Here is an 18705-nt window from a genome sequence, read left to right as displayed (position 1 = left end):
GCCTGCCGCTGATCGCGCCGCGGCGGCACTATTGCGCAACCTTGTCCGGCGCACGAGTGCCGACCTGGCGCAGCCGGGGTGCAGGGACGCGGGAGCCGGCGCGAGCATTCGCGGCTGCGGCGAGGTCGCGCAGCACGGTCGCCGTGTCGTCCCAGCCGATGCAGGCATCCGTGATGCTCTGCCCGTAGACGAGTGCGTCGCGTCCGGCCTCCGTGAGCGACTGGTTGCCTGGCACGAGGAAGCTCTCCGCCATCACTCCGGCGATCGGCTCACCCGCGCGCACCTGCTCGGAGAGCTCGCGCAACACGGATGCCTGACGTACGTGGCTCTTGCCGCTGTTGCCGTGGCTCGCGTCGACGACCACGCGAGGGGTGAGTCCGGCGCGCGCGAGCAGGCCCGCGGCATCCGCCACGCTCGCCGAGTCGTAGTTCGGGGCGCTCCTCCCGCCACGAAGGATGATGTGTGCCGCGTCGTTGCCGCTCGTTGACACGAGTGCGGCTTTGCCGTCGTCGGTCACGCCGAAGAACACGTGCCTCTGCCCGGCGACAGTGCAGCCGTCGACGGCTACCTGAACGTCGCCGTCGGTGGCGTTCTTGAAGCCGATCGGCATCGAGAGCCCGCTGGCCAGCTGGCGGTGGATCTGGCTCTCGGTGGTGCGGGCGCCGATCGCGCCCCAGCTGACGGCATCCGCGATGTACTGCGGGCTGGTCGGCTCGAGGAACTCGCAACCGACGGGCAGGCCGAGGTCGAGGATGTCGATCAGCAGCCTGCGCGCCATGCGCAGGCCGTCGGTGACGCGGTGGGTGCCGTCGAGGTGCGGGTCGTTGATGAGCCCCTTCCAGCCGCCCGTGGAGCGCGGCTTCTCGAAGTACACGCGCATCACGATCAGCAGGTCGTCGCGGTGCTCGTGCGCGAGCGTGGCGAGTCGGCGGGCGTAGTCGAGTGCGGCATCCGGATCGTGTACCGAGCAGGGACCGACGACGACGAGAAGTCGCGGGTCATCCCCGCGCAGTACGGCCTCGATCTCGTGGCGGCTGCGTTCGACGAGCGCCGCGGCGTCAGCGCCGAGCGGCGCCTCGGCTCTCACGTGCGCAGGCGTCGGCAGCGCTTCGATCGCCGTCACCCTGGTGTTGGCCGTGGTGTTCATGGTGTCCTCTCGTGGGGTTCGTGTCTCCCGGCGAGAGGCTCAGCGCCTGTGTGCCCAGTGCCAGCCGCCGGTTAAAGGCGAAAGGCAGGATCGTGATGATCCTGCCCGTTGGCTCTGGAGAAGGTGCTGGTCAGCGCTTCGTGACCGTCGGCTCCTCCAGAGCCAACGCGAAATACGCATACCAGCGGTTTGTCATGCGGGTGAGGCTAGCACCTTGTGCGCAGCGTCGCCAAAGGGTCCAACAGACAGCGACCGCGAGCGAAGCCGTTCACACACCGAGCTGCTGCGTCGGTGCATCGAACGAGGATGCGTTGCCGTAGAGCACTGCCGTGTCGTACTGGTCCGTGCCGTCCCCGTCCACGTCGTACTGTTCGGAGTCGTCGTACGACGCGCGGCGTGCTCGCCGTGCCCTGCCGATGAGCGCACGCAGCACTGAGCCGACGATGGCGATCACGATCGCGACACCGAGGGGAAGCAGAGCGGGGTGCACCTCGAACAGAGCCGAGCGGATCACGTCGACGAGGTGCTGGACCGTGCCCGCGAACGAGCTGACCAGCATCCGGGAGCCCAACGCCCCGCCCAGGGCTGTCGTGAGCGGCGACCCGACCCACAGGAGCGCGAGGGCGACGATCGCCGCCAGAACCCGACCGAAGGTGTTCACTCCACACCACACGATGGCCACGCCGACGACGGCAGCCGGCACCCACAGCAGCGCCTCGGTCACGATCGGGTCAAGGTCCCCCGGCACGTAGAGCGAGGTGAATCGCGCGATCCACAGCGCGAACGGAGACGCGACGAGCGCGATGCCGAGAAGGGCTCCTGCGCGAGGAGCGCGAGCGATCAACGTGAGCACGGCAACGCCCGCGAGTACCGCCAGCAGCACCACAAGGATCGTGACGGCGAGGTATGCGACGGATGCCGTCCCGTCGCCGAGTTGCGGAACCACGAGGACGACGGACTGCGCCGCCGCGCCGAGCTGCACCAGCACGACGGCGCCGACGAGAGCCCAGAATCCACCTGCAGACCAGTGCCGGTGCAGGGCACGGGCCAGGATGCCAGCGGCCGCGGACCCGACGACGATGAGCGCCACGGACCGTACGGCTGCGGTCTGGCTGAGGGGAAGAAGCACCGGCGATACCTCCGATGCGCCGGCATCCTGCACCCAGACGTTCTTCACCGAAAGCGACATGCCCGTCAGGAGCCACGGCAACAGGCCGATGCCGCCGCACGCGATGCCGAACAGAAGCCAGAGTCCCCAGCCCCATGCACGGCTGTCCCCTGTCGCCTTCCGCGTCAGGGAGCGCGGGTAGCGGCCGGTTCCATTCAGCCCGGATCCCACGATGTAGCCCTCAGACATGCCGCTCCTCGGTGTTCAGCCCCAACAGGCCGTGGGGAACGGCCGCCCCCATGGTTTCCGACCCCTGTTAGGGGGTGGCGACCGTGACCACCTTTGCACGGTCCGCCGGCAGTTGACAAGGGCACGCGACGGTCGGTTAGCGTTGGTGGATGCCCGTTCCCACCGCCCTGCCGTGGCCGGCCGACACGGACTTCGCAGCCCTCGCCGACGCCGGCTGGCCCTCGATCGAGCGCACGGATGTCGATGGCACAGATTTCGATGGCACCGATGTCGGTGGCACGAGTGCCCGTCGCACGGATGCCGCGAGCTGGGTCGCCCGGTTCGCGAGCGGCGTGACGCAGCGCGCCAACTCCGTGTACCCGGCCGGCCGCGTGGACGATGTCGAAGCAGCGATCGACGCTGCCGAGAGGCTCTACCGCGCGCAGAGCCTGCCGCCGCTGTTCCAACTGTCCGACGACGATGTTGTGCTCGGCGAGGCGCTCGTGGCCCGCGGATACACACCGCGCAACGAGACGCTCGTGCTCGCCGTGGACCTCGCGACCCTCGTGCGGGCTCTGGGCTCGCGCGCATCCGCCGGCGGCCGCGTAGTCGTCACGGACACGCTCGACGACGAGTGGCTCGACGTGTGGTGGTCGGTGGACGGGCGCGGCGGCGCTGCGCAGCGCGGCGTCGCCCGCGGCATCCTCACCGGCGGCCCGGCTCTTTACGCGACGGTTCGCGACGAGGAGGGTGCGGCATCCGTCGGCAGGCTGGCTCTCGTCGAGCAGCGAGGCGTTCCGTGGGGAGGCCTGTTCGCCCTCGCCACCCGACCGGATGCCCGCAGGAACGGACACGCCCTCGCCGTCATCGACGCCCTTGCGCGTGCCGCTGCCGAGCGCGGCGTCACAGGGCTGTGGTTGCAGGTGCTGGCCTCGAACGCCGCCGCGCGCAGACTCTACGACCGGCTCGGGTTCGCACCGGTCGCCGCTTACCGCTACTTCGCCGAGCCCGCCTGAGGGCGCGGTGCGGCGACGGATCAGGCTACCTGCTCGGCGTCACCGTGCGGATCGAGCCGGTTGAGCGTCGCAACCACCTGGTCGTAGTCGCCGCGGGCCTCGCCGTGGCGCAGGAACTTGACGTTCTGCACCAGCAGCTCGCGGGCATCCGGCTGGGTCTCGATCAACTGCACGACCTCGGCGACGAAGTCGTCCAGCGGCATCGCGAATTCGCTCTCGTGCTGGCCGGGCATCAGCTCGGTGCGCACCGCAGGCGGAACCAGTTCGGTGACGCGCACCGTTGTGTCTGCCAGTTGCAGGCGCAGCGACTCGCTGAGCATATGGATGGCGGCCTTCGTGGCGTTGTAGCTCGGCGTGACCGTCAGCGGGATGAAGGCGAGTCCGGACGAGACCGTCATGATCGTGGCATCCGGCCGGGTCTGCAGGTGTTCGACGAACGCGCCGATGAGGCGGATGGGCCCGAGCAGGTTGGTCGTGACTATCGCCTCAGCGCTGGCAAGGAATCCAGTAGGCGTGTGCCAGTCCTCGGCGCGCATGATGCCGGCCATCGCGATCAGCACGTTGAGGTCGGGGTGGGTGGCGAGAACGTGGGCTGCCGCAGTGTCGATGCTCGCGGCATCCGTGGTATCGATCCCGACGGTGTCGATGCCAGGGTGCTCGGAGCGGATGCTCGCAAGCAGCTCGGTTCGGCGCCCGCCGATGACGACGGTGTTGCCTTTCTCCTCGAGGGCGAGCGCCAGTGCCAGGCCGATACCGCTGGTGGCGCCGGGGATGAAGATGGTGTTTCCGGTGATCTGCATGTTTTCAGCGTCGTCGCCCGACGGCGAGCGTGGCAGAGAGCACTCATCGGGGGATCCGCGATCCCTGGTTGCTGTGAGGCCGGGCAGCGATGATGGAAGACATGGATGCCGCCGCCCTCGCCGAGTTCTTGCGTCGCCGTCGCGCCGAGCTGAAGCCGGCCGACGTCGGGCTGCCGCAGGGTGCCCGCAGGCGCGCACCAGGGCTGCGACGCGAGGAGGTCGCACAGCTCGCCGCCATGTCGGTGGACTACTACACCAGGCTGGAGCAGCAGCGCGGTCCGCAGCCGAGCGAGCAGATGTTGGCCTCGCTCGCCAGGGCGCTGAGACTCAGCCGCGACGAGCGGGACTACCTGTATCGCATGGCGGGGCACGGGATCCCGGATCAGGGTTCGACGGCATCGCACGTCGCCCCGGCGCTGCTGCGGGTGCTCGACCGGCTTGACGACTCCCCGGCGCTGATCATCTCGACCCTCGGCGAATCGCTCGCCCAGAACCGCATGGCGGATGCCCTGTTCGGCGACGCCTCGGCGCGCACCGGCTGGGAGCGCAGCGATGTGTACCGGTGGTTCGCGCATCCCGAGACGCAGCGGGAGTTGTACCCGGAGCACGACCGGCCGCGGCAGTCCCGGGCGATGGTGGCGAGCCTGCGCGTGGCATACGGCGCGGCGGGTGCCTCGTCACGGGCCGGTGAGCTGGTCGACTTGTTGCAGGAAGTCAGTGACGAGTTCGCACGACTGTGGGAACGGCACGAGGTCGCGAAGCGATTCGAGGATCACAAGGTGCTCGTGCATCCCGAGGTCGGCGCCATCGAGCTGGACTGCCAGGTGCTCTTCACCGAGGATCAGGGCCAGGCGCTCCTCATTCTCACGGCGCCGCCCGGGTCGGAGGCCTCCGAGAAGCTGCGCTTGCTGTCCGTGTTGGGCACTCAGGAGTTCACCTCGCAGCCCTGAACGTCGCGCTCCGACGGGTGGGATGAGCGCGCCGGCCGCAACTAGGGTGGACGGGTGCCTGAGCCAGCCGACGCCTCTTCGCGGGAGCCGGCGCGCGCCTCGACTCCGATGGAATCCGCTCAGGTGGATGCCGCAACGCCGCCGCGGCGCACCCCGTCGGTGTGGCGCAATCGGTCCTACGTTCGCCTCTGGATCGGCGAGACCTTCAGCCAGGCCGGCGAGCAGGTCGGCACCCTTGCGATCCCCGTGCTCGCCGTGCTCGTGCTGAACGCGACCGCTCAGCAGGTCGGCCTCCTCAGCGCGGCGGAGACGCTGGCGTTCCTGGTGATCGGGCTGCCGGTCGGGGCGTGGGTGGACCGGATGCGCAAACGTCGCGTCATGATGACCGCTGATGCGGTTCGCGCGCTGGCACTGGCATCCATTCCGGTGCTGTGGTGGTCGGGGCTGCTGCAGGTGTGGCAGCTGTTCGTGATCGGCGCCGTCGTCGGCGGCGCCACCGTGTTCTTCGACGTCACATATCAGAGCTACGTTCCGCGGCTGGTCGAGCCGAGGCAGGTGACGGCCGCGAACTCCGGACTGGAGACCAGCGCGCAGGTGGCGCGAGTCGGCGGCCCGGCGGCATCCGGCGGCCTTCTGGCGATCATGCCTGCGCCGCTCGTCGTGCTGGCGACCTCGATCGGCTACGTCTTCTCGTTCGGGTTCGTTGCGTCGATCAGGGATGCCGAGCCCAGGCACCAGAAGACACCTCAGGCCTCGCTGGTTCGCGAGATCGGCGAGGGACTTCGGTTCGTGTTCGGCAATCGGCTCTTGCGGCGGATCGTCATGATGACCGCGGCGTCGAACCTCTTCGAGGGCCTCGTGACCGTGCTGATGTCCCTGTTCGTGCTGCGCGAGCTCGGTCTCTCCCCCGCGGTGTTCGGACTGATCGGAGCGATCGGCGCGATCGGCGGCATCCTCGGAGCCGTCTCGTCCTCGACGTTGTCGCGTCGCATCGGCGAGGGCCGCATCATCGTGGTCGCCGCCCTCGTGAGCGCGGTGTCGCCGTTCCTCATTCCGGTCGCCGCCGCGGTGCCGTCCGCTGCGATCGTGCTGCTCATCGTCGGCGAGTTCTTCTTCATGTTCGCGGTGGTCGTCTACAACGTGGCCCAGCTGTCGTTTCGGCAGCGCATCTGTCCGCCGCCCTTGCTCGGGCGCATGAACGCGTCGATCAGATTCGTGGTGTGGGGCGTCATCCCGATAGCGGGAGTCGGCGGCGGAGCGCTCGGCGGGTGGATCGGCATCGTGCCGACGATGTGGATCGGGTGCGTGCTGGGGCTGCTGTCGTGCAGTGTCGTGGTGTTCTCGCCCCTCGTCCGACTACGACAGCTGCCGGACGCTCCGGACGTGTGAGCCCGGTCCACTGAGCCCGGTCCACTGTGAGCGATGATCATCCCGATCACGTCTGGCGACACGAACGCCGCCATTCTGCCCACTCGGCACTCGGCGGGCGCCCCGCGTAGGATTTTCACCCAGGAGGCGACGTGGACGCAGAGCATGAGGCCACAGAGCACGTAGACGCAGGCCACGACATGGCGGGTGCAGGTACGCAGGCGCAGGCGCAGGCGGGCATCCGTACCATCGGCATCGTCGGCGCCGGCAAGCTCGGCACCGTGCTCGGACGGCTCGCGGTCGCTGCCGGCTACCAGGTGCTGATCGCCGGTTCGGGAGACCCGGCCAAGATCGCGTTGATCGTCGAGGTGCTCGTGCCGGGTGCGAAGGCTGCGAGCGCCGAGGACGCGGCGCGCGATGCCGACGCCGTCGTGTTGGCCCTGCCGCTCGGCAAGCACGAGTCGCTGCCCGTTGACGCGCTCAAGGGCAAGCTCGTCATCGACGCGATGAACTATTGGTGGGAGATCGACGGCATCCGGGACGATCTCAACGATCCGCTGACATCGACGAGCGAGATCGTGCAGCGGTTCCTGCCGGAGTCGCGCGTGATCAAGGCGTTCAATCACATGGGCTACCACGACCTGGAAGACGAGACCCGCCCGGCAGGCGAGGAAGGGCGCAAGGCGATCGCCATCGCGGGCGACGACCCCGATGCTCTGGATGCCGTCTCTCGCATCGTCGATGCGTTCGGCTTCGATCCGGTGGTGGCAGGATCGCTCGCCGAAGGCATCCGCATGGAGCCGAACACCGAGCTGTTCGGAGCGGATGTCGACGCCGAGCAGGTGCGCTACCTGCTGACGACGTTCCCGGAGTCGGCACGCGGGCGCGTCGTCGAGCGGGCGCGCAAGGTGCGCGTGGCGTAACCCCGGTCCGGCTGAACCTGAGCGCTCTCACAGGCGCGGATAGGGTGGACTGGCCGCTGGTATCCCACGGCAGTGCCCTCGACCCACCGATTGGAACTCTCGCGTGCCCGAACTGGACCCGAATCTTCTCGCCGCCTTCGACGAGGTCGTGCGTCGCAATCCCGGGGAGCGTGAGTTCCACCAAGCCGTACGCGAGGTGCTCGAAAGCCTCGGGCCGGTGGTCGCCAAGCACTCCGAGTACACCGATGCCGAGGTGATCCGCAGGCTGTGCGAACCGGAGCGACAGATCATCTTCCGGGTGCCATGGACCGACGACACGGGCAGGGTGCAGCTGAATCGCGGCTTCCGCGTCGAGTTCAACTCGGCGCTCGGCCCGTACAAGGGCGGTCTGCGCTTCCACCCGAGCGTCTACCTGGGCATCGTGAAGTTCCTCGGCTTCGAGCAGATCTTCAAGAACTCGCTCACCGGTCTGCCGATCGGCGGCGGCAAGGGCGGTTCGGACTTCGACCCGAAGGGCCGATCCGACGCCGAGGTCATGCGGTTCTGCCAGTCGTTCATGACCGAGCTCTACCGGCACATCGGTGAGAACACGGATGTGCCGGCGGGCGACATCGGCGTCGGCGGCCGCGAGATCGGCTACCTCTTCGGCCAGTACAAGCGCATCACGAACAGGTACGAGTCGGGCACCCTCACCGGCAAGGGTCTCACGTGGGGCGGATCGCAGGTGCGTACGGAGGCCACCGGCTACGGAGCCGTGTTCTTCGTCGACGAGATGCTGAAGACATCCGGCGACTCGTTCGAGGGCAAGCGGGTCGTCGTCTCCGGCTCCGGAAACGTGGCGATCTACGCCATCGAGAAGGTGCACCAGCTGGGCGGCCGCGTGGTGGCGTGCTCCGACTCGGACGGCTACATCGTCGACGAGGCCGGCATCGACCTCGACCTGCTCAAGGAGATCAAGAACGGGCATCGCGGGCGCGTGAGCGAATATGCGGACCGGCGCGGGGCATCCGCTCACCATGTCGCAGGCGGCTCGGTGTGGGATGTGCCGTGCGATATCGCTCTGCCATGCGCTACGCAGAACGAGCTCGATGCCGCAGCCGCGACCGCGCTGATCGGGAACGGATGCCGCATCGTCGCCGAGGGAGCGAACATGCCGACCACGCCGGATGCCATCCGGCTGCTGCGCGACGCATCTGTCGCCTTCGCACCCGGCAAGGCCGCGAACGCCGGAGGCGTGGCGACGAGCGCGCTCGAGATGCAGCAGAACGCGTCGCGCGACTCGTGGTCGTTCGAGCACACCGAGCAGCGGCTGAGCGAGATCATGAGCTCGATCCACGACCGGTGCCTGTCGACGGCGGACGAGTACGGCGCGCCCGGCAACTACGTCGTCGGCGCCAACATCGCCGGCTTCACGCAGGTGGCCGACGCGATGCTGTCGCTGGGGCTGATCTAGGGGCCGCAGCGGAGGCACGGGCGCACCGCCTACCCTTGTCTCTGACATGGCGCATCTTCTCGGGGCCGAAGGCCTGCATCTCGAATACCCGACCCGCGTGGTCTTCGACTCCGTCTCACTCGGCGTGAACGAAGGTGACCGTATCGGGATCGTCGGCCGCAATGGCGACGGCAAGTCCAGCCTGCTGGCGATGTTGTCGGGGCGTCTGCCGCCGGATTCCGGACGCGTGACCGTGCGCGGCGGCATCCGCATCGGCGTGCTCGACCAGCAGGATGTTCTCGACGACGACGCCACAGTTTCTCAGGTGGTCGTCGGCGATGCGCCCGAGCACGAGTGGGCCGGCGATGCGCGGGTGCGCGATGTGATCGCGGGGCTGCTGGCCGACATCCCGTGGGATGCCGTCATCGGCACACTCAGCGGCGGTCAGAGGCGAAGGACGGCTCTCGCCGCACTGCTCTCGGGCGACTGGGATGTGCTCGCGCTCGACGAGCCGACCAACCACCTCGACGTCGAAGCGATCACCTGGCTCGCCCAGCACCTGAAGCGGCGCTGGTCCGCCAGCGCTGGCGGGCTGCTTGTCGTGACCCACGACCGGTGGTTCCTGGACGAGATCGACACGGCGACGTGGGAGGTGCACGATCGCACCGTCGAGCCGTTCGAGGGCGGATACGCCGCGTACATTCTGCAGCGCGTCGAGCGCGATCGGATGGCGGCGTCCTCCGAAGCGAAACGCCAGAACCTGGCGCGCAAGGAACTCGCGTGGCTGCGCCGCGGAGCTCCGGCGCGCAGCACGAAGCCGAAGTTCCGCATCGACGCCGCCAACGAGCTCATCTCCGACGTGCCGCCGATCCGCGACTCTGTGTCGCTGAGGGCGCTCGCCGTCTCGCGCCTCGGCAAAGAAGTGGTCGACCTCGTCGACGTCGGTGTCTCCTTCCCGGCACGAGAGGGTGCCAGCGCCACGAACGACGGCACTGGGAATGACGGTGGCGAGCTCGCAGTGCTGCGCGACGTTCAGTGGCGCATCGCGCCCGGCGAGCGTACCGGCATCCTTGGCGTGAACGGCGCCGGCAAGTCGACATTGCTCGGGCTGATCTCGGGGTCGGTGCAACCGACATCCGGACGCGTCAAGCGCGGCAAGACCGTGAAAGTCGCCTCGCTCAGTCAGCGCATGGACGAGCTCGACGAGCATCTGGACGATCCGGTGCGCATCGTGCTCTCACGCCTGCGAACGACGTACACGCTCGGCACCGGTTCGAAGGCCCAGGAACTCACGCCTGGCCAGATGCTGGAGCGGCTCGGATTCCTCTCGGCACAGCTGTCGACGCCCGTGAAGGATCTCTCCGGCGGACAGAAACGCCGGCTCCAGTTGCTGCTCATCCTGCTCGAGCAGCCGAACGTGCTGATCCTGGACGAGCCGACCAACGACCTCGACACCGACATGCTCGCCGCCATCGAGGATCTGCTGGACTCCTGGCCGGGCACGCTCATCGTGGTCTCACACGACAGGTACTTCATCGAGCGGGTCACCGACCAGCAGTACGCCATTCTCGACAGGCACCTGCGTCACCTGCCCGGCGGTGTCGACGAGTACCTGCGGCTGCGAGCACTCGAAGAGCGACGGGATGCGTCATCTGGTGGTGCGGAGATGGTCGTTTCTACGGGCGCGGCCGGCGGGAGTTCGAGCCTCGGCGGTGCCGCTCTGCGGGACGCGCAGAAGGAGATCGCCTCGCTGGAGCGCCGGCTCGGCAAGCTCGCGCAGCGCATCGACACGGCACGCACCGCGATGGCGGAGCACGACCAGTCCGACTACGTGGGCCTCGGCGTGAAGACGGATGCCATCGCGTCACTCGAACGCGAAGCCGAGGAGCTCGAGGAACGGTGGTTCGAGCTCACGGAAGCGATCGGCTGAAGCTGAAGCTGAGGCCGACGGCGGGGCGTTGCTCGATGGGATCGCTACGCCGGGCTCGTCGTCGCGGCGAGCTGTGCCAGGATCTCGAACTGCCGAGACTCCAGACGCTTCTGCGCCGCACGGCCGAGGCCCACTGCAAGGGCGATGCCTGTGAGGATGCCGACTGGAACGGCGAGCCACTGCAGCACGAGAGACTGCTCGAGCGCGCCGACGACGAGCAGCGCGATCGCGGGGGCTGCGCTCAGCGCCGTGAGGATCAGCGTCGCCCAGACCTTGGCGGGCCATGCGGGAGCGGGGCCGCCGTTCTCGTCGAGCGGGAGCACGGCGATCAGCGAGACCAGCGGGACCAGCCCGGCTGCGCCGCCGATCACTGCGGCCAACGGTCCGAGCGCCCACGGCCACGCCCAGGTCTGGCCGCTGATGAGAGTGAGAACGACGGTGAGGCAGAGTGCGTACGGGCCGACGATCAGTAGCCACGCCAGCTGTCGGCCGCGCACGTCGGCGCGCTCGGCGCCGGGAGTCATGACCGTCAGGCGCAGCGACAGCCCGTCGGAGCCGTAGAGGTTGCAGCCGCCCGCGCCTGCGATGACGACCGTGAGTATGCCTGCGAACGGCAGGAGGAGGCTGGTGCCGTGGGTCAGCTCGGCGATCACGCAGACGCCCAGTCCGACGATGGCAGCGATGATCAGGAACGTGAGCCGGAGCGGATCACGCACCCACATGCGCAGCTCCTTGGCGACGACGGCACCGGTCGGAGTCTGGGGAAGGATCGGCGTGCGCGCCCCGTGTGCGCGGCGGCGCTGCGCGGAATTGAGCGTGCCATCCAATCGACGCGACAGCAGAGCGGGCCAGACGCGCAAGAGCACCGCAAGCAGCACTGCCTGTCCGGCGAGCGGGCACACGGTCAACAGCACATCGCCGCTCCTCGCGCCGTCGACGGCGACTGCGGCCCATCCTGTCGGCAGGATGCGCACGATGTCGCTCAGCACCGGAATCGACCCCGTGCGCAACGCCGTGGTCAGGGTCGGCAGCAGTGTTCCGGCGATGGCGATGAGGCTGATCACGATCGCCACCAGCATGGTGCCGGCATCCTGGCGACGACGAGACCCGGCGGGCATCGCGGCCTCGACCATCGAGACGAGGATGCTCGTGAGCGCGAGCGTGAGGAGCACGCCGATGGCGCCGACGAGCGCCGGGCCGATTCCGCTCTGCGCACCGAGTGCGACGAGGCAGGCGAACGCGAGAGCCATGAAGAGGAGCGCGGGATCGAACAGCCCGACGACCAGCAGCGCCCGGCCGAGCGCCCGGCGCGGAATGGGCAACAGCCGGAACATCTCCACCCTCAGCGTCCCCCCGCCTCCGGTGAAAGCCGCGTAGGCGACGCGACCGATGACCCAGACGGCCATGACGACGGCCAGCACATCGGTGCCCGCCGACGCTGTCGGGTAGTGCGTGAAACCGAGCAGCAGAGTGCTGAGCGCAGACAGCAGACCGATGATCGCGAAGAAGATGAGCGAAGCCGTGCCGAAAGCGGAGGAACGCCGATGAGCGAGCATCGCCGCCCGCATCTGAATCAGGATACGAACCATGACAGTTCTGCTCCTTCTCTGCCCACGCCGACCAGATCGGCGAATGCGTTCTCGAGGGTCTCGGTACCGCGAACCTCATCGAGGCTCCCTGCCGCGACGATCCTGCCTTCTGCGAGGACTGCGACATGGTCGCAGAGCTGCTCGACGAGTGCCATGACATGACTGGAGAAGACGACGGTGCCACCCGTGTGGATGAATCCGTGCAAAATGGAGCGAATCGTGGATGCCGAGACGGGATCGACCGCTTCGAAGGGTTCGTCGAGCACCAGGACCTCTGGGCCGTGCAGTAGTGCAACGGCCAGAGCGATCTTCTTGCGCATCCCCGTCGAATAGTCGGCCACGAGCCGGGACCCGGCATCCTGCATGTCGAGCACCGTCAGCAACTCGTCGATGCGGGAACGAACGATCTGCGCGTCGAGGCCGCGCAACAGCCCCATGTACGTGAGCAACTCCGTGCCGGTCAGTCGCTGAGGGAGGGACTCGCCATCGGGGAGCACCCCTAGTCGCGTCTTGGCTTCCACGGGCTGCGACCAGACGTCGTATCCGAGTACGCTCGCCGTTCCGCTGTCGGGGCGCAATTGGCCGACGGCCATCGACAGTGCCGTCGTCTTGCCTGCGCCGTTGGGCCCGACGAGACCGAAGAACGAGCCTCGGGCAATTGTCAGATCGATGCCGTCGACCGCGGTGGTGTCACCGAATTCCTTGCGCAATCCTTGTAGATCGAGCGCGGGCAGATCGGTCGTGGTGTTCATCCGTTCCTCCAGTTCAACGGGCGCTTGCGCGCTCGTACAGCGTCGCGAGATCCGTTCCGAATCCCGTCAGGTCGAACGCCGGATCTTCACGGATCAGGCCAGACACCGCGTCGATCGCGGCACGCAACGAGATCGCGCTCGCGCGGGGCGCGACGTCTCCGAACTCTCCCGCTTTCCTGCCCCCCGTGAACAGCGCTTCGAGGGCTGCGATCGCAGCCTGATGCGATTCGCTGAACGTCTCAGCGACCCCCGGAGTGGCGCGCGCGTTCGAGAGCACCTCGGTCAACGCGAAGATCTCGGTTCGGTGTGTGTCGAGAAAGGCGAGGTTCGATGCGATGTACAGGCGGAGCGCCTCCGTGAAGGATGCCGCGCCGGCGACCCGTGGAGACATCCACGCCTCCGCCTCGCTCAGAACGCTGCGGACCACCTCGTTCAAAACCTCGGCCTTGCCTGCGAAGTGATAGGAGATGACGCCCTTGCTCACTCCGAGACGGTCGGCGATCGCGGCCAACGATGTCGCGCTGTATCCGTTCTCTGCGAGCACGGCGATCGCTCCCCCGACGATCTGCTCACGCCGAGCCGTCTCGGTGAACGAGCCCGATCGCTGACCAACCGACTTGGATTCTGACCGCATGGCCAAAGAGTAGCACGACCGGACAACTGGTGCGCGGTTCTGTCGCAGTAGGTTCGGTTGGCGCGCTAGCGCGACTACGCCGGGGGCATCACGCGCGCGCCGTGCACCGGCGCTGAAACGCGCGCTGCCCGCAACTGGGCGGCGCTCAGGGCGATCTGCAGGTCGATCGCCGACTCGCGATCCTCGGCGAGGAACGCCACGGTGGGTCCCGACCCGGAAACGAGGCCGGCCAGAGCCCCGCTGCGCTCCCCCAGTTCGAGAACGTCGGCGAGTTCGTCGGAGAGGTGGATCGCAGGCGCCTGCAGATCGTTCGCCAGATTCTCGGCGAGCATCGTCGGATCGCCGGCGCGAAGCGCCTGAAGCAGCTCGTTGCTCACCGAAGGATGCTCCACCGCCGGCGCCAACTCCCCCGCGTGCCGTTCACGATGCACGTCGAGCTCGCGGTAGACGGCGGGCGTGGAGAGCTCCCCTCGTGGCAGCACGAGCACCCACTCGAAACGTCCCCGCGAGAGCACAGGACTCAGCTCGTCACCGCGCCCGAGCCCGATCGCGGTTCCGCCGGAGAGCGCGAACGGCACATCGGCGCCCAGCTCGGCTGCCAGCTCGTGCAGTCGCTCCCGGCTGAGGCCGGCGTTCCACAGCGCGTCGCAGGCGACGAGCGTGGCCGCGGCATCCGCAGACCCGCCGCCCATGCCGCCCGCGATGGGTACGTTCTTCTCGATCTCGATACGCACGCCGCCCTGCACCCCTGCCGCGTCAGCGACCAACTGCGCGGCGCGCACGGCGATGTTGCGATCGTCCGTCGGAAGACCTGAGCAGTCGATCGGCCCCGTGAAGGTCAGCGAGATCTCGTCGGCACGCCAGACGCGCACGTCTTCGTACAGCGAAACGGCCTGGTAGACGGTGGCCACGTCGTGGTACCCGTCGTCGCCGACCGCACCGACGCCCAGATAGAGGTTGACCTTGCCCGGAGCTCTGGTGTGGATGGGCAAGCCCAGGCTCACGGCGGTCATGGATACCAACCTACGGGGTTGCGACGCGGGACTCGACCTGCGCCGCGGCATCCCGAGAACGACGGCATGAGCCGGTCACGGAATGTTCTTCAGCCGGGCGGTGTGCGGCCGGCCGGCGAGCGGAAGGCTCAGGATGCTGCGGCGCGCGCCGTCGGCGATGGCGAGCGCGCCCAGTGCGACGATCGGGTACGCAGCGAGGGCCACCAGTACGGGCGGCCATCCTGAGACGAACCCTCCGAAGATGCCGAGCAGCGCCCAGAGCACCAGCGGATGTGCCAGGAAGACGCCGAACGAGCGGTCGGAGAGGTAGTCGAGCGTGCGATGGTGCGCGCCGGGTCGTCGGTCGACCCACCACGCTCCGAGCGCCATCAGCGCGACGCCGGCGACGACCGACCACAGGATGACGACGGGCTGGTACGCGGTCGCAGCACGGTAGGCGGAGAATCCGGCCGCGAGCTGCACGTAGTACACCCCGACCGTGACGGCCGCTGAGGCCACCGTCGCGATCGCGATGCCGCGCCGGTGGGTGCGCACGAACGCCATCACCGCCATGACGTGGTCGGCGGCGATCGCCCCGCCGATGATGAACGCCTGGTAATCGATCACGTTGGTCACGATGTTGAGCCAGTGCAGGGAACCGGGAGCGTAGGCATCCATGCCGCTCGTGGTCAGCTGAACGGCGAATGCGATGAGGAGCACCAGCCAGTGCCACCGCCTGCTGACGATGACCAGCCTGATCAGCAACGGGAACAGCAGGTAGATCTGCATCGTCACCAGCAGGAAGTACAGGTGGTAATACGCGGTTCCGGTGAGCGCCGACAGACCGAGGTGCACGAGGAACGCGCCGAGGTCGAACGGATGCCCGATCTGGCTGATCACGCAGTAGATGAACGTCCACACCAGGTACGGAACGCCGACGAGCAGGAACCGCCGCGGCCAGAACGTGCGCATCGGCCTCGGATGCCGCAGGTAGCCGAACGTGAGCACGAACCCGGTCAGGGCGAAGAACACCTCACGCGTGAAGTGCAGCAGGATCAGCGAAGCGATCAGGGGCACGCTCCCTGCAGCCGTGTGGCTGACGACGTGCACGGCGATCACGCACGCGAACGTGAGCACGCGCACGACCTCGAGTTCGTAGAGCTTGCGCCGGCCCGTCGTCACGGCAGGTGCGGCACGCGGATGGGAATCCGTCACGGAAGCGGGGCCGGCTCGCGCTCGGTCGCCGTATCGGCTTCGGTCTCGGTCTCCGGCTGCGCGCGACGCGAACGGCGCCTGCCACGCAGGTACGAGACGCCGAACGGCGCAAGCGAGAGAAGCAGGATGGCCACCGAGATCACGTCGAGGTTCGACCCAACGAACGGGATCTTGCCCAGTAGCAGACCCGCCAGGCAGATGACGGTCGACCATGCGATCCCTCCGACGACATTCCACACCAGGAACACCCGGTAGCGCATGGTCGATGCCCCCGCGAGCGGCGGAACGAAGGTGCGCACGATGGGCGCGAACCTCGCCAGCACGATCGCGAACGGCCCGTACTTCGAGAAGAACGCGTCGGTGCGCAGCAGGTACTTCGTCTTCAGGATGCGCGCATCGTCTTTGAACAAGCCCCTGCCGAACCGTCTGCCGATCGCATAGCCGATCTGGTCGCCCGCGATGCCGGCGACCGCGGCGACCGCGATCAGAACCGGAATCGGGATGCCGGCGCTGCCCGCCATGATCGCGGCGGCGAAGAGCAGGGTGTCGCCCGGCAGGAACGGGAAAAGCAGCCCTGTTTCGATCAGCACGAAAGCGGCGACGATGACCAGCAGCCACGGGCCGACGGATTCGAGCCAGCCTGCATAGGCGACGGACACGGCTGAGGCGTGCAGTGCCGAGAGAGTGAGCACGGGCGTTCTCCTCGAGAGATCGGGGTGGACATCCAGCTTCCGATGGCCGCTCCAAGAAACCGCCAACCAAGCACGGCAGGCAGGGCAGCGAGGTCGCGCACCGGTCTCTCGGCTGAGGGTCCTCGCAGGGTGACGGGTCTGTGCGGATTCTGTGAACGACCCGGTCAGGCTGAAATCGACGTGGGGAGGACCAGATGATCTGGGCATGGATGACCGTGGCGTGCGTGACCGCAGCCGCAGGCCTAGGCGCGCTCTTCGTGATGGCCGCACTGGGTTCGGCCGGTGAGGTGTCGCTCGACAGCGAATTCGCCCGCGACGAGCTCGACGACTGACCGGGCGGCCACGCCTCTGATGCGGGCGGCCGGCGTCAGACGAGCGCCTTGGGTTTGACCCGCACCGGGGCCATCCACGTGGCGATGATGACTGCGGTGATCGCGCCGGCCGCCATGATCGCCGCGAGCACGACGATCTGGAACCGTCCGGCTTCCAGAGGCGAGACCCCGCCGAAGATCGCGCCGACGAAGGCGCCGGGCAGGGTGACGAGCCCGGTCGTCTTGGTCTGGTCCGTCGAGGGGATCAGCGCGGCGTAGACGGCGTCGCGAGCGAGGTCTCTGGTCGACTGGCGCGGGGTGGCGCCCAGTGACATCCACGCCTCGACCTGATCCCATCTGTCGCGCACCAGTTCGGTGAAGCGACGTCCTGCGAGGGTGGCGATCGTCATCGAGTTGCCGATCACGATGCCGCCGATCGCGAGCACGTACCGCGGTGAGAACTCGATCGTCCCCGTGACGAACACGATCGTCAGCGTGACGACGATCCCTGCGCCCATCGCCGTGAAGATCATCAGGGCGTGATCCCGCGTCCAGTGGATGCGCCTGACGGCGGTGACGGATGCCACGGTGAACATCACGAGCAACGCGAGCGCCACCCAGAAGCCGTTGGTGATCACTCCGGTGAGGATCACGCTCAAGATGGCGAGTTGAACGACGCCGCGCAGCACAGCCAGAGCCGGCGCCCAGTGCTTGGGCGCCCCGTAGACCCAGAGCACCCCCGTGGCCAGCGCCATCAGGAGCACGACCCCGATGATGCTGTTCAGAAGCACTGACGTCATGCCCAGAGCCTACGGAACCGTCGGCACCACGAGCATCACGGCTCGACCACAGGCATCCGCCGCCCAGGAGCACGCACGTACATCGCAACGACCAGGCTCGCCATCAGCACGACGAGGGCGAGCGATGTCCACCCCTCGCCGGCGCCGAGCCCGCCTTCGGCCGGCGTCTTGCCGAACCAGTCGGCGATCGACGCGCCGAGCGGGCGTGTCACCACGTACGCGAACCAGAACGAGAACACCGCGTTCCAGTGCGCGAAACGGTAGCCCATGGCCGGCACCAGGATGACGACGGCGAAGACGACGATCGACGTGAGGTACCCGAGGCCGAGCCCGACAGCGGCGAGGTCGCCGAGCGCAGTCCCCATGGCGAACGTCGCGACGACGGCTGCCCAGTAGAACGCCTCCCTGCCGAACGTGTCCACCTTGTGCACCGACAGCGTGCCTTCCAGACGCCACCAGAGCAGGAACACGCAGGCGAGCACCACCGCGTAGAACAGCGTCGACACCGCGTATGGAACGCCCAGCGCGACGTGCATCACGTCGGCGGCCATCGTGCCGAAGACGCCCACCATGCCGACTGCCGTCCAGTACGCCCACGGCGTGTAACGGCGCCGGGTGAGCTGAACGATCAGAGCGACGACGAACAGCACGAACCCGCAGAGCACCGCGACGACGGGTGGGAGCACGTGGATCGAGAAGTCGGAGACGGCCTCGCCCATCGCCGTCGAGACGCCCTTCGTGATCCAGAACAGTGCCGTCGGGTTCGGTACGCGCTGCGGGCCGGTCCGGCGGTGCGTGGATGTGCGGAGCATGGTGCG

Annotated in this window: 17 protein-coding genes; 6 read left to right on the top strand and 11 right to left on the bottom strand. The window is 68.0% G+C overall.

Going from position 1 to position 18705, the window contains the following annotated elements:
• Nucleotides 1-28 precede the first annotated feature (28 nt).
• Together MJ603_RS12195 and MJ603_RS12190 are read right to left on the bottom strand one after the other, a co-directional pair.
• On the bottom strand, nucleotides 29-1147 hold the full coding sequence (locus tag MJ603_RS12195; RefSeq protein ID WP_243064000.1) for a 3-deoxy-7-phosphoheptulonate synthase: 1119 nt from the start codon (nucleotides 1145-1147) through the stop codon (nucleotides 29-31).
• A gap of 268 nt (nucleotides 1148-1415) precedes the next feature.
• Complete coding sequence (locus MJ603_RS12190; RefSeq protein ID WP_243063999.1) at nucleotides 1416-2504, bottom strand: hypothetical protein; 1089 nt, start codon at nucleotides 2502-2504, stop codon at nucleotides 1416-1418.
• Between the two features lie 149 nt (nucleotides 2505-2653).
• Here MJ603_RS12190 and MJ603_RS12185 point away from each other — a divergent pair, with 149 nt between their 5' ends.
• Entirely contained in the window at nucleotides 2654-3499 is an 846-nt protein-coding gene (locus tag MJ603_RS12185; RefSeq protein ID WP_243063998.1) for an N-acetyltransferase, read from the top strand.
• A 20-nt stretch (nucleotides 3500-3519) separates the two neighbouring features.
• Here the strand turns inward: MJ603_RS12185 and MJ603_RS12180 are convergent, their stop codons facing one another.
• Nucleotides 3520-4299, bottom strand: a complete 780-nt coding sequence (locus MJ603_RS12180; protein WP_243063997.1) for an SDR family oxidoreductase — start codon at nucleotides 4297-4299, stop codon at nucleotides 3520-3522.
• A 101-nt stretch (nucleotides 4300-4400) separates the two neighbouring features.
• Between MJ603_RS12180 and MJ603_RS12175 the strand changes: the two genes are divergently transcribed.
• From MJ603_RS12175 to MJ603_RS12155, 5 genes are all read left to right on the top strand, one after another.
• Nucleotides 4401-5249, top strand: coding sequence for a helix-turn-helix transcriptional regulator (locus MJ603_RS12175; protein WP_243063996.1), 849 nt, complete (start codon nucleotides 4401-4403; stop codon nucleotides 5247-5249).
• Nucleotides 5250-5303: 54 nt separating this feature from the next.
• Entirely contained in the window at nucleotides 5304-6638 is a 1335-nt protein-coding gene (locus tag MJ603_RS12170; RefSeq protein ID WP_243063995.1) for an MFS transporter, read from the top strand.
• Nucleotides 6639-6769: 131 nt separating this feature from the next.
• Nucleotides 6770-7540 carry an NAD(P)-binding domain-containing protein gene (locus tag MJ603_RS12165; protein WP_308220596.1) on the top strand — a complete coding sequence of 257 codons (771 nt, stop codon included), beginning with the start codon at nucleotides 6770-6772 and terminating at the stop codon, nucleotides 7538-7540.
• A 112-nt stretch (nucleotides 7541-7652) separates the two neighbouring features.
• Complete coding sequence (gdhA, locus tag MJ603_RS12160) at nucleotides 7653-8993, top strand: NADP-specific glutamate dehydrogenase (RefSeq protein WP_243064269.1); 1341 nt, start codon at nucleotides 7653-7655, stop codon at nucleotides 8991-8993.
• A 46-nt stretch (nucleotides 8994-9039) separates the two neighbouring features.
• Nucleotides 9040-10902, top strand: coding sequence for an ABC-F family ATP-binding cassette domain-containing protein (locus MJ603_RS12155; protein ID WP_243063994.1), 1863 nt, complete (start codon nucleotides 9040-9042; stop codon nucleotides 10900-10902).
• Between the two features lie 44 nt (nucleotides 10903-10946).
• Here the strand turns inward: MJ603_RS12155 and MJ603_RS12150 are convergent, their stop codons facing one another.
• The 8 genes from MJ603_RS12150 to MJ603_RS12115 form a co-directional block, all read right to left on the bottom strand.
• Nucleotides 10947-12491: a hypothetical protein gene (locus MJ603_RS12150; protein ID WP_243063993.1), complete on the bottom strand. Its 1545-nt coding sequence runs from the start codon at nucleotides 12489-12491 to the stop codon at nucleotides 10947-10949.
• Complete coding sequence (locus MJ603_RS12145) at nucleotides 12476-13243, bottom strand: ABC transporter ATP-binding protein (protein WP_243063992.1); 768 nt, start codon at nucleotides 13241-13243, stop codon at nucleotides 12476-12478. Before MJ603_RS12145 ends, MJ603_RS12150 begins: the two co-directional genes overlap by 16 nt.
• Nucleotides 13244-13256: 13 nt before the next feature.
• On the bottom strand, nucleotides 13257-13877 hold the full coding sequence (locus MJ603_RS12140) for a TetR/AcrR family transcriptional regulator (RefSeq protein ID WP_243063991.1): 621 nt from the start codon (nucleotides 13875-13877) through the stop codon (nucleotides 13257-13259).
• Nucleotides 13878-13951: 74 nt separating this feature from the next.
• On the bottom strand, nucleotides 13952-14890 hold the full coding sequence (locus MJ603_RS12135; RefSeq protein ID WP_243063990.1) for a 4-(cytidine 5'-diphospho)-2-C-methyl-D-erythritol kinase: 939 nt from the start codon (nucleotides 14888-14890) through the stop codon (nucleotides 13952-13954).
• A 75-nt stretch (nucleotides 14891-14965) separates the two neighbouring features.
• Complete coding sequence (locus MJ603_RS12130) at nucleotides 14966-16084, bottom strand: acyltransferase (RefSeq protein ID WP_243063989.1); 1119 nt, start codon at nucleotides 16082-16084, stop codon at nucleotides 14966-14968.
• Entirely contained in the window at nucleotides 16081-16776 is a 696-nt protein-coding gene (locus tag MJ603_RS12125) for a DedA family protein (protein WP_243063988.1), read from the bottom strand. Before MJ603_RS12125 ends, MJ603_RS12130 begins: the two co-directional genes overlap by 4 nt.
• Before the next feature lie 367 nt (nucleotides 16777-17143).
• On the bottom strand, nucleotides 17144-17887 hold the full coding sequence (locus MJ603_RS12120) for an ABC transporter permease (RefSeq protein WP_243063987.1): 744 nt from the start codon (nucleotides 17885-17887) through the stop codon (nucleotides 17144-17146).
• 35 nt (nucleotides 17888-17922) lie between these two features.
• Entirely contained in the window at nucleotides 17923-18699 is a 777-nt protein-coding gene (locus MJ603_RS12115; RefSeq protein ID WP_243063986.1) for a hypothetical protein, read from the bottom strand.
• Nucleotides 18700-18705: the final 6 nt, after the last annotated feature.

Origin of the sequence: Humibacter sp. RRB41 (genome assembly GCF_022761015.1) — a bacterium.
GTDB lineage: Bacteria > Actinomycetota > Actinomycetes > Actinomycetales > Microbacteriaceae > Humibacter.
This window is presented reverse-complemented; position numbering and strand designations above follow the sequence as displayed.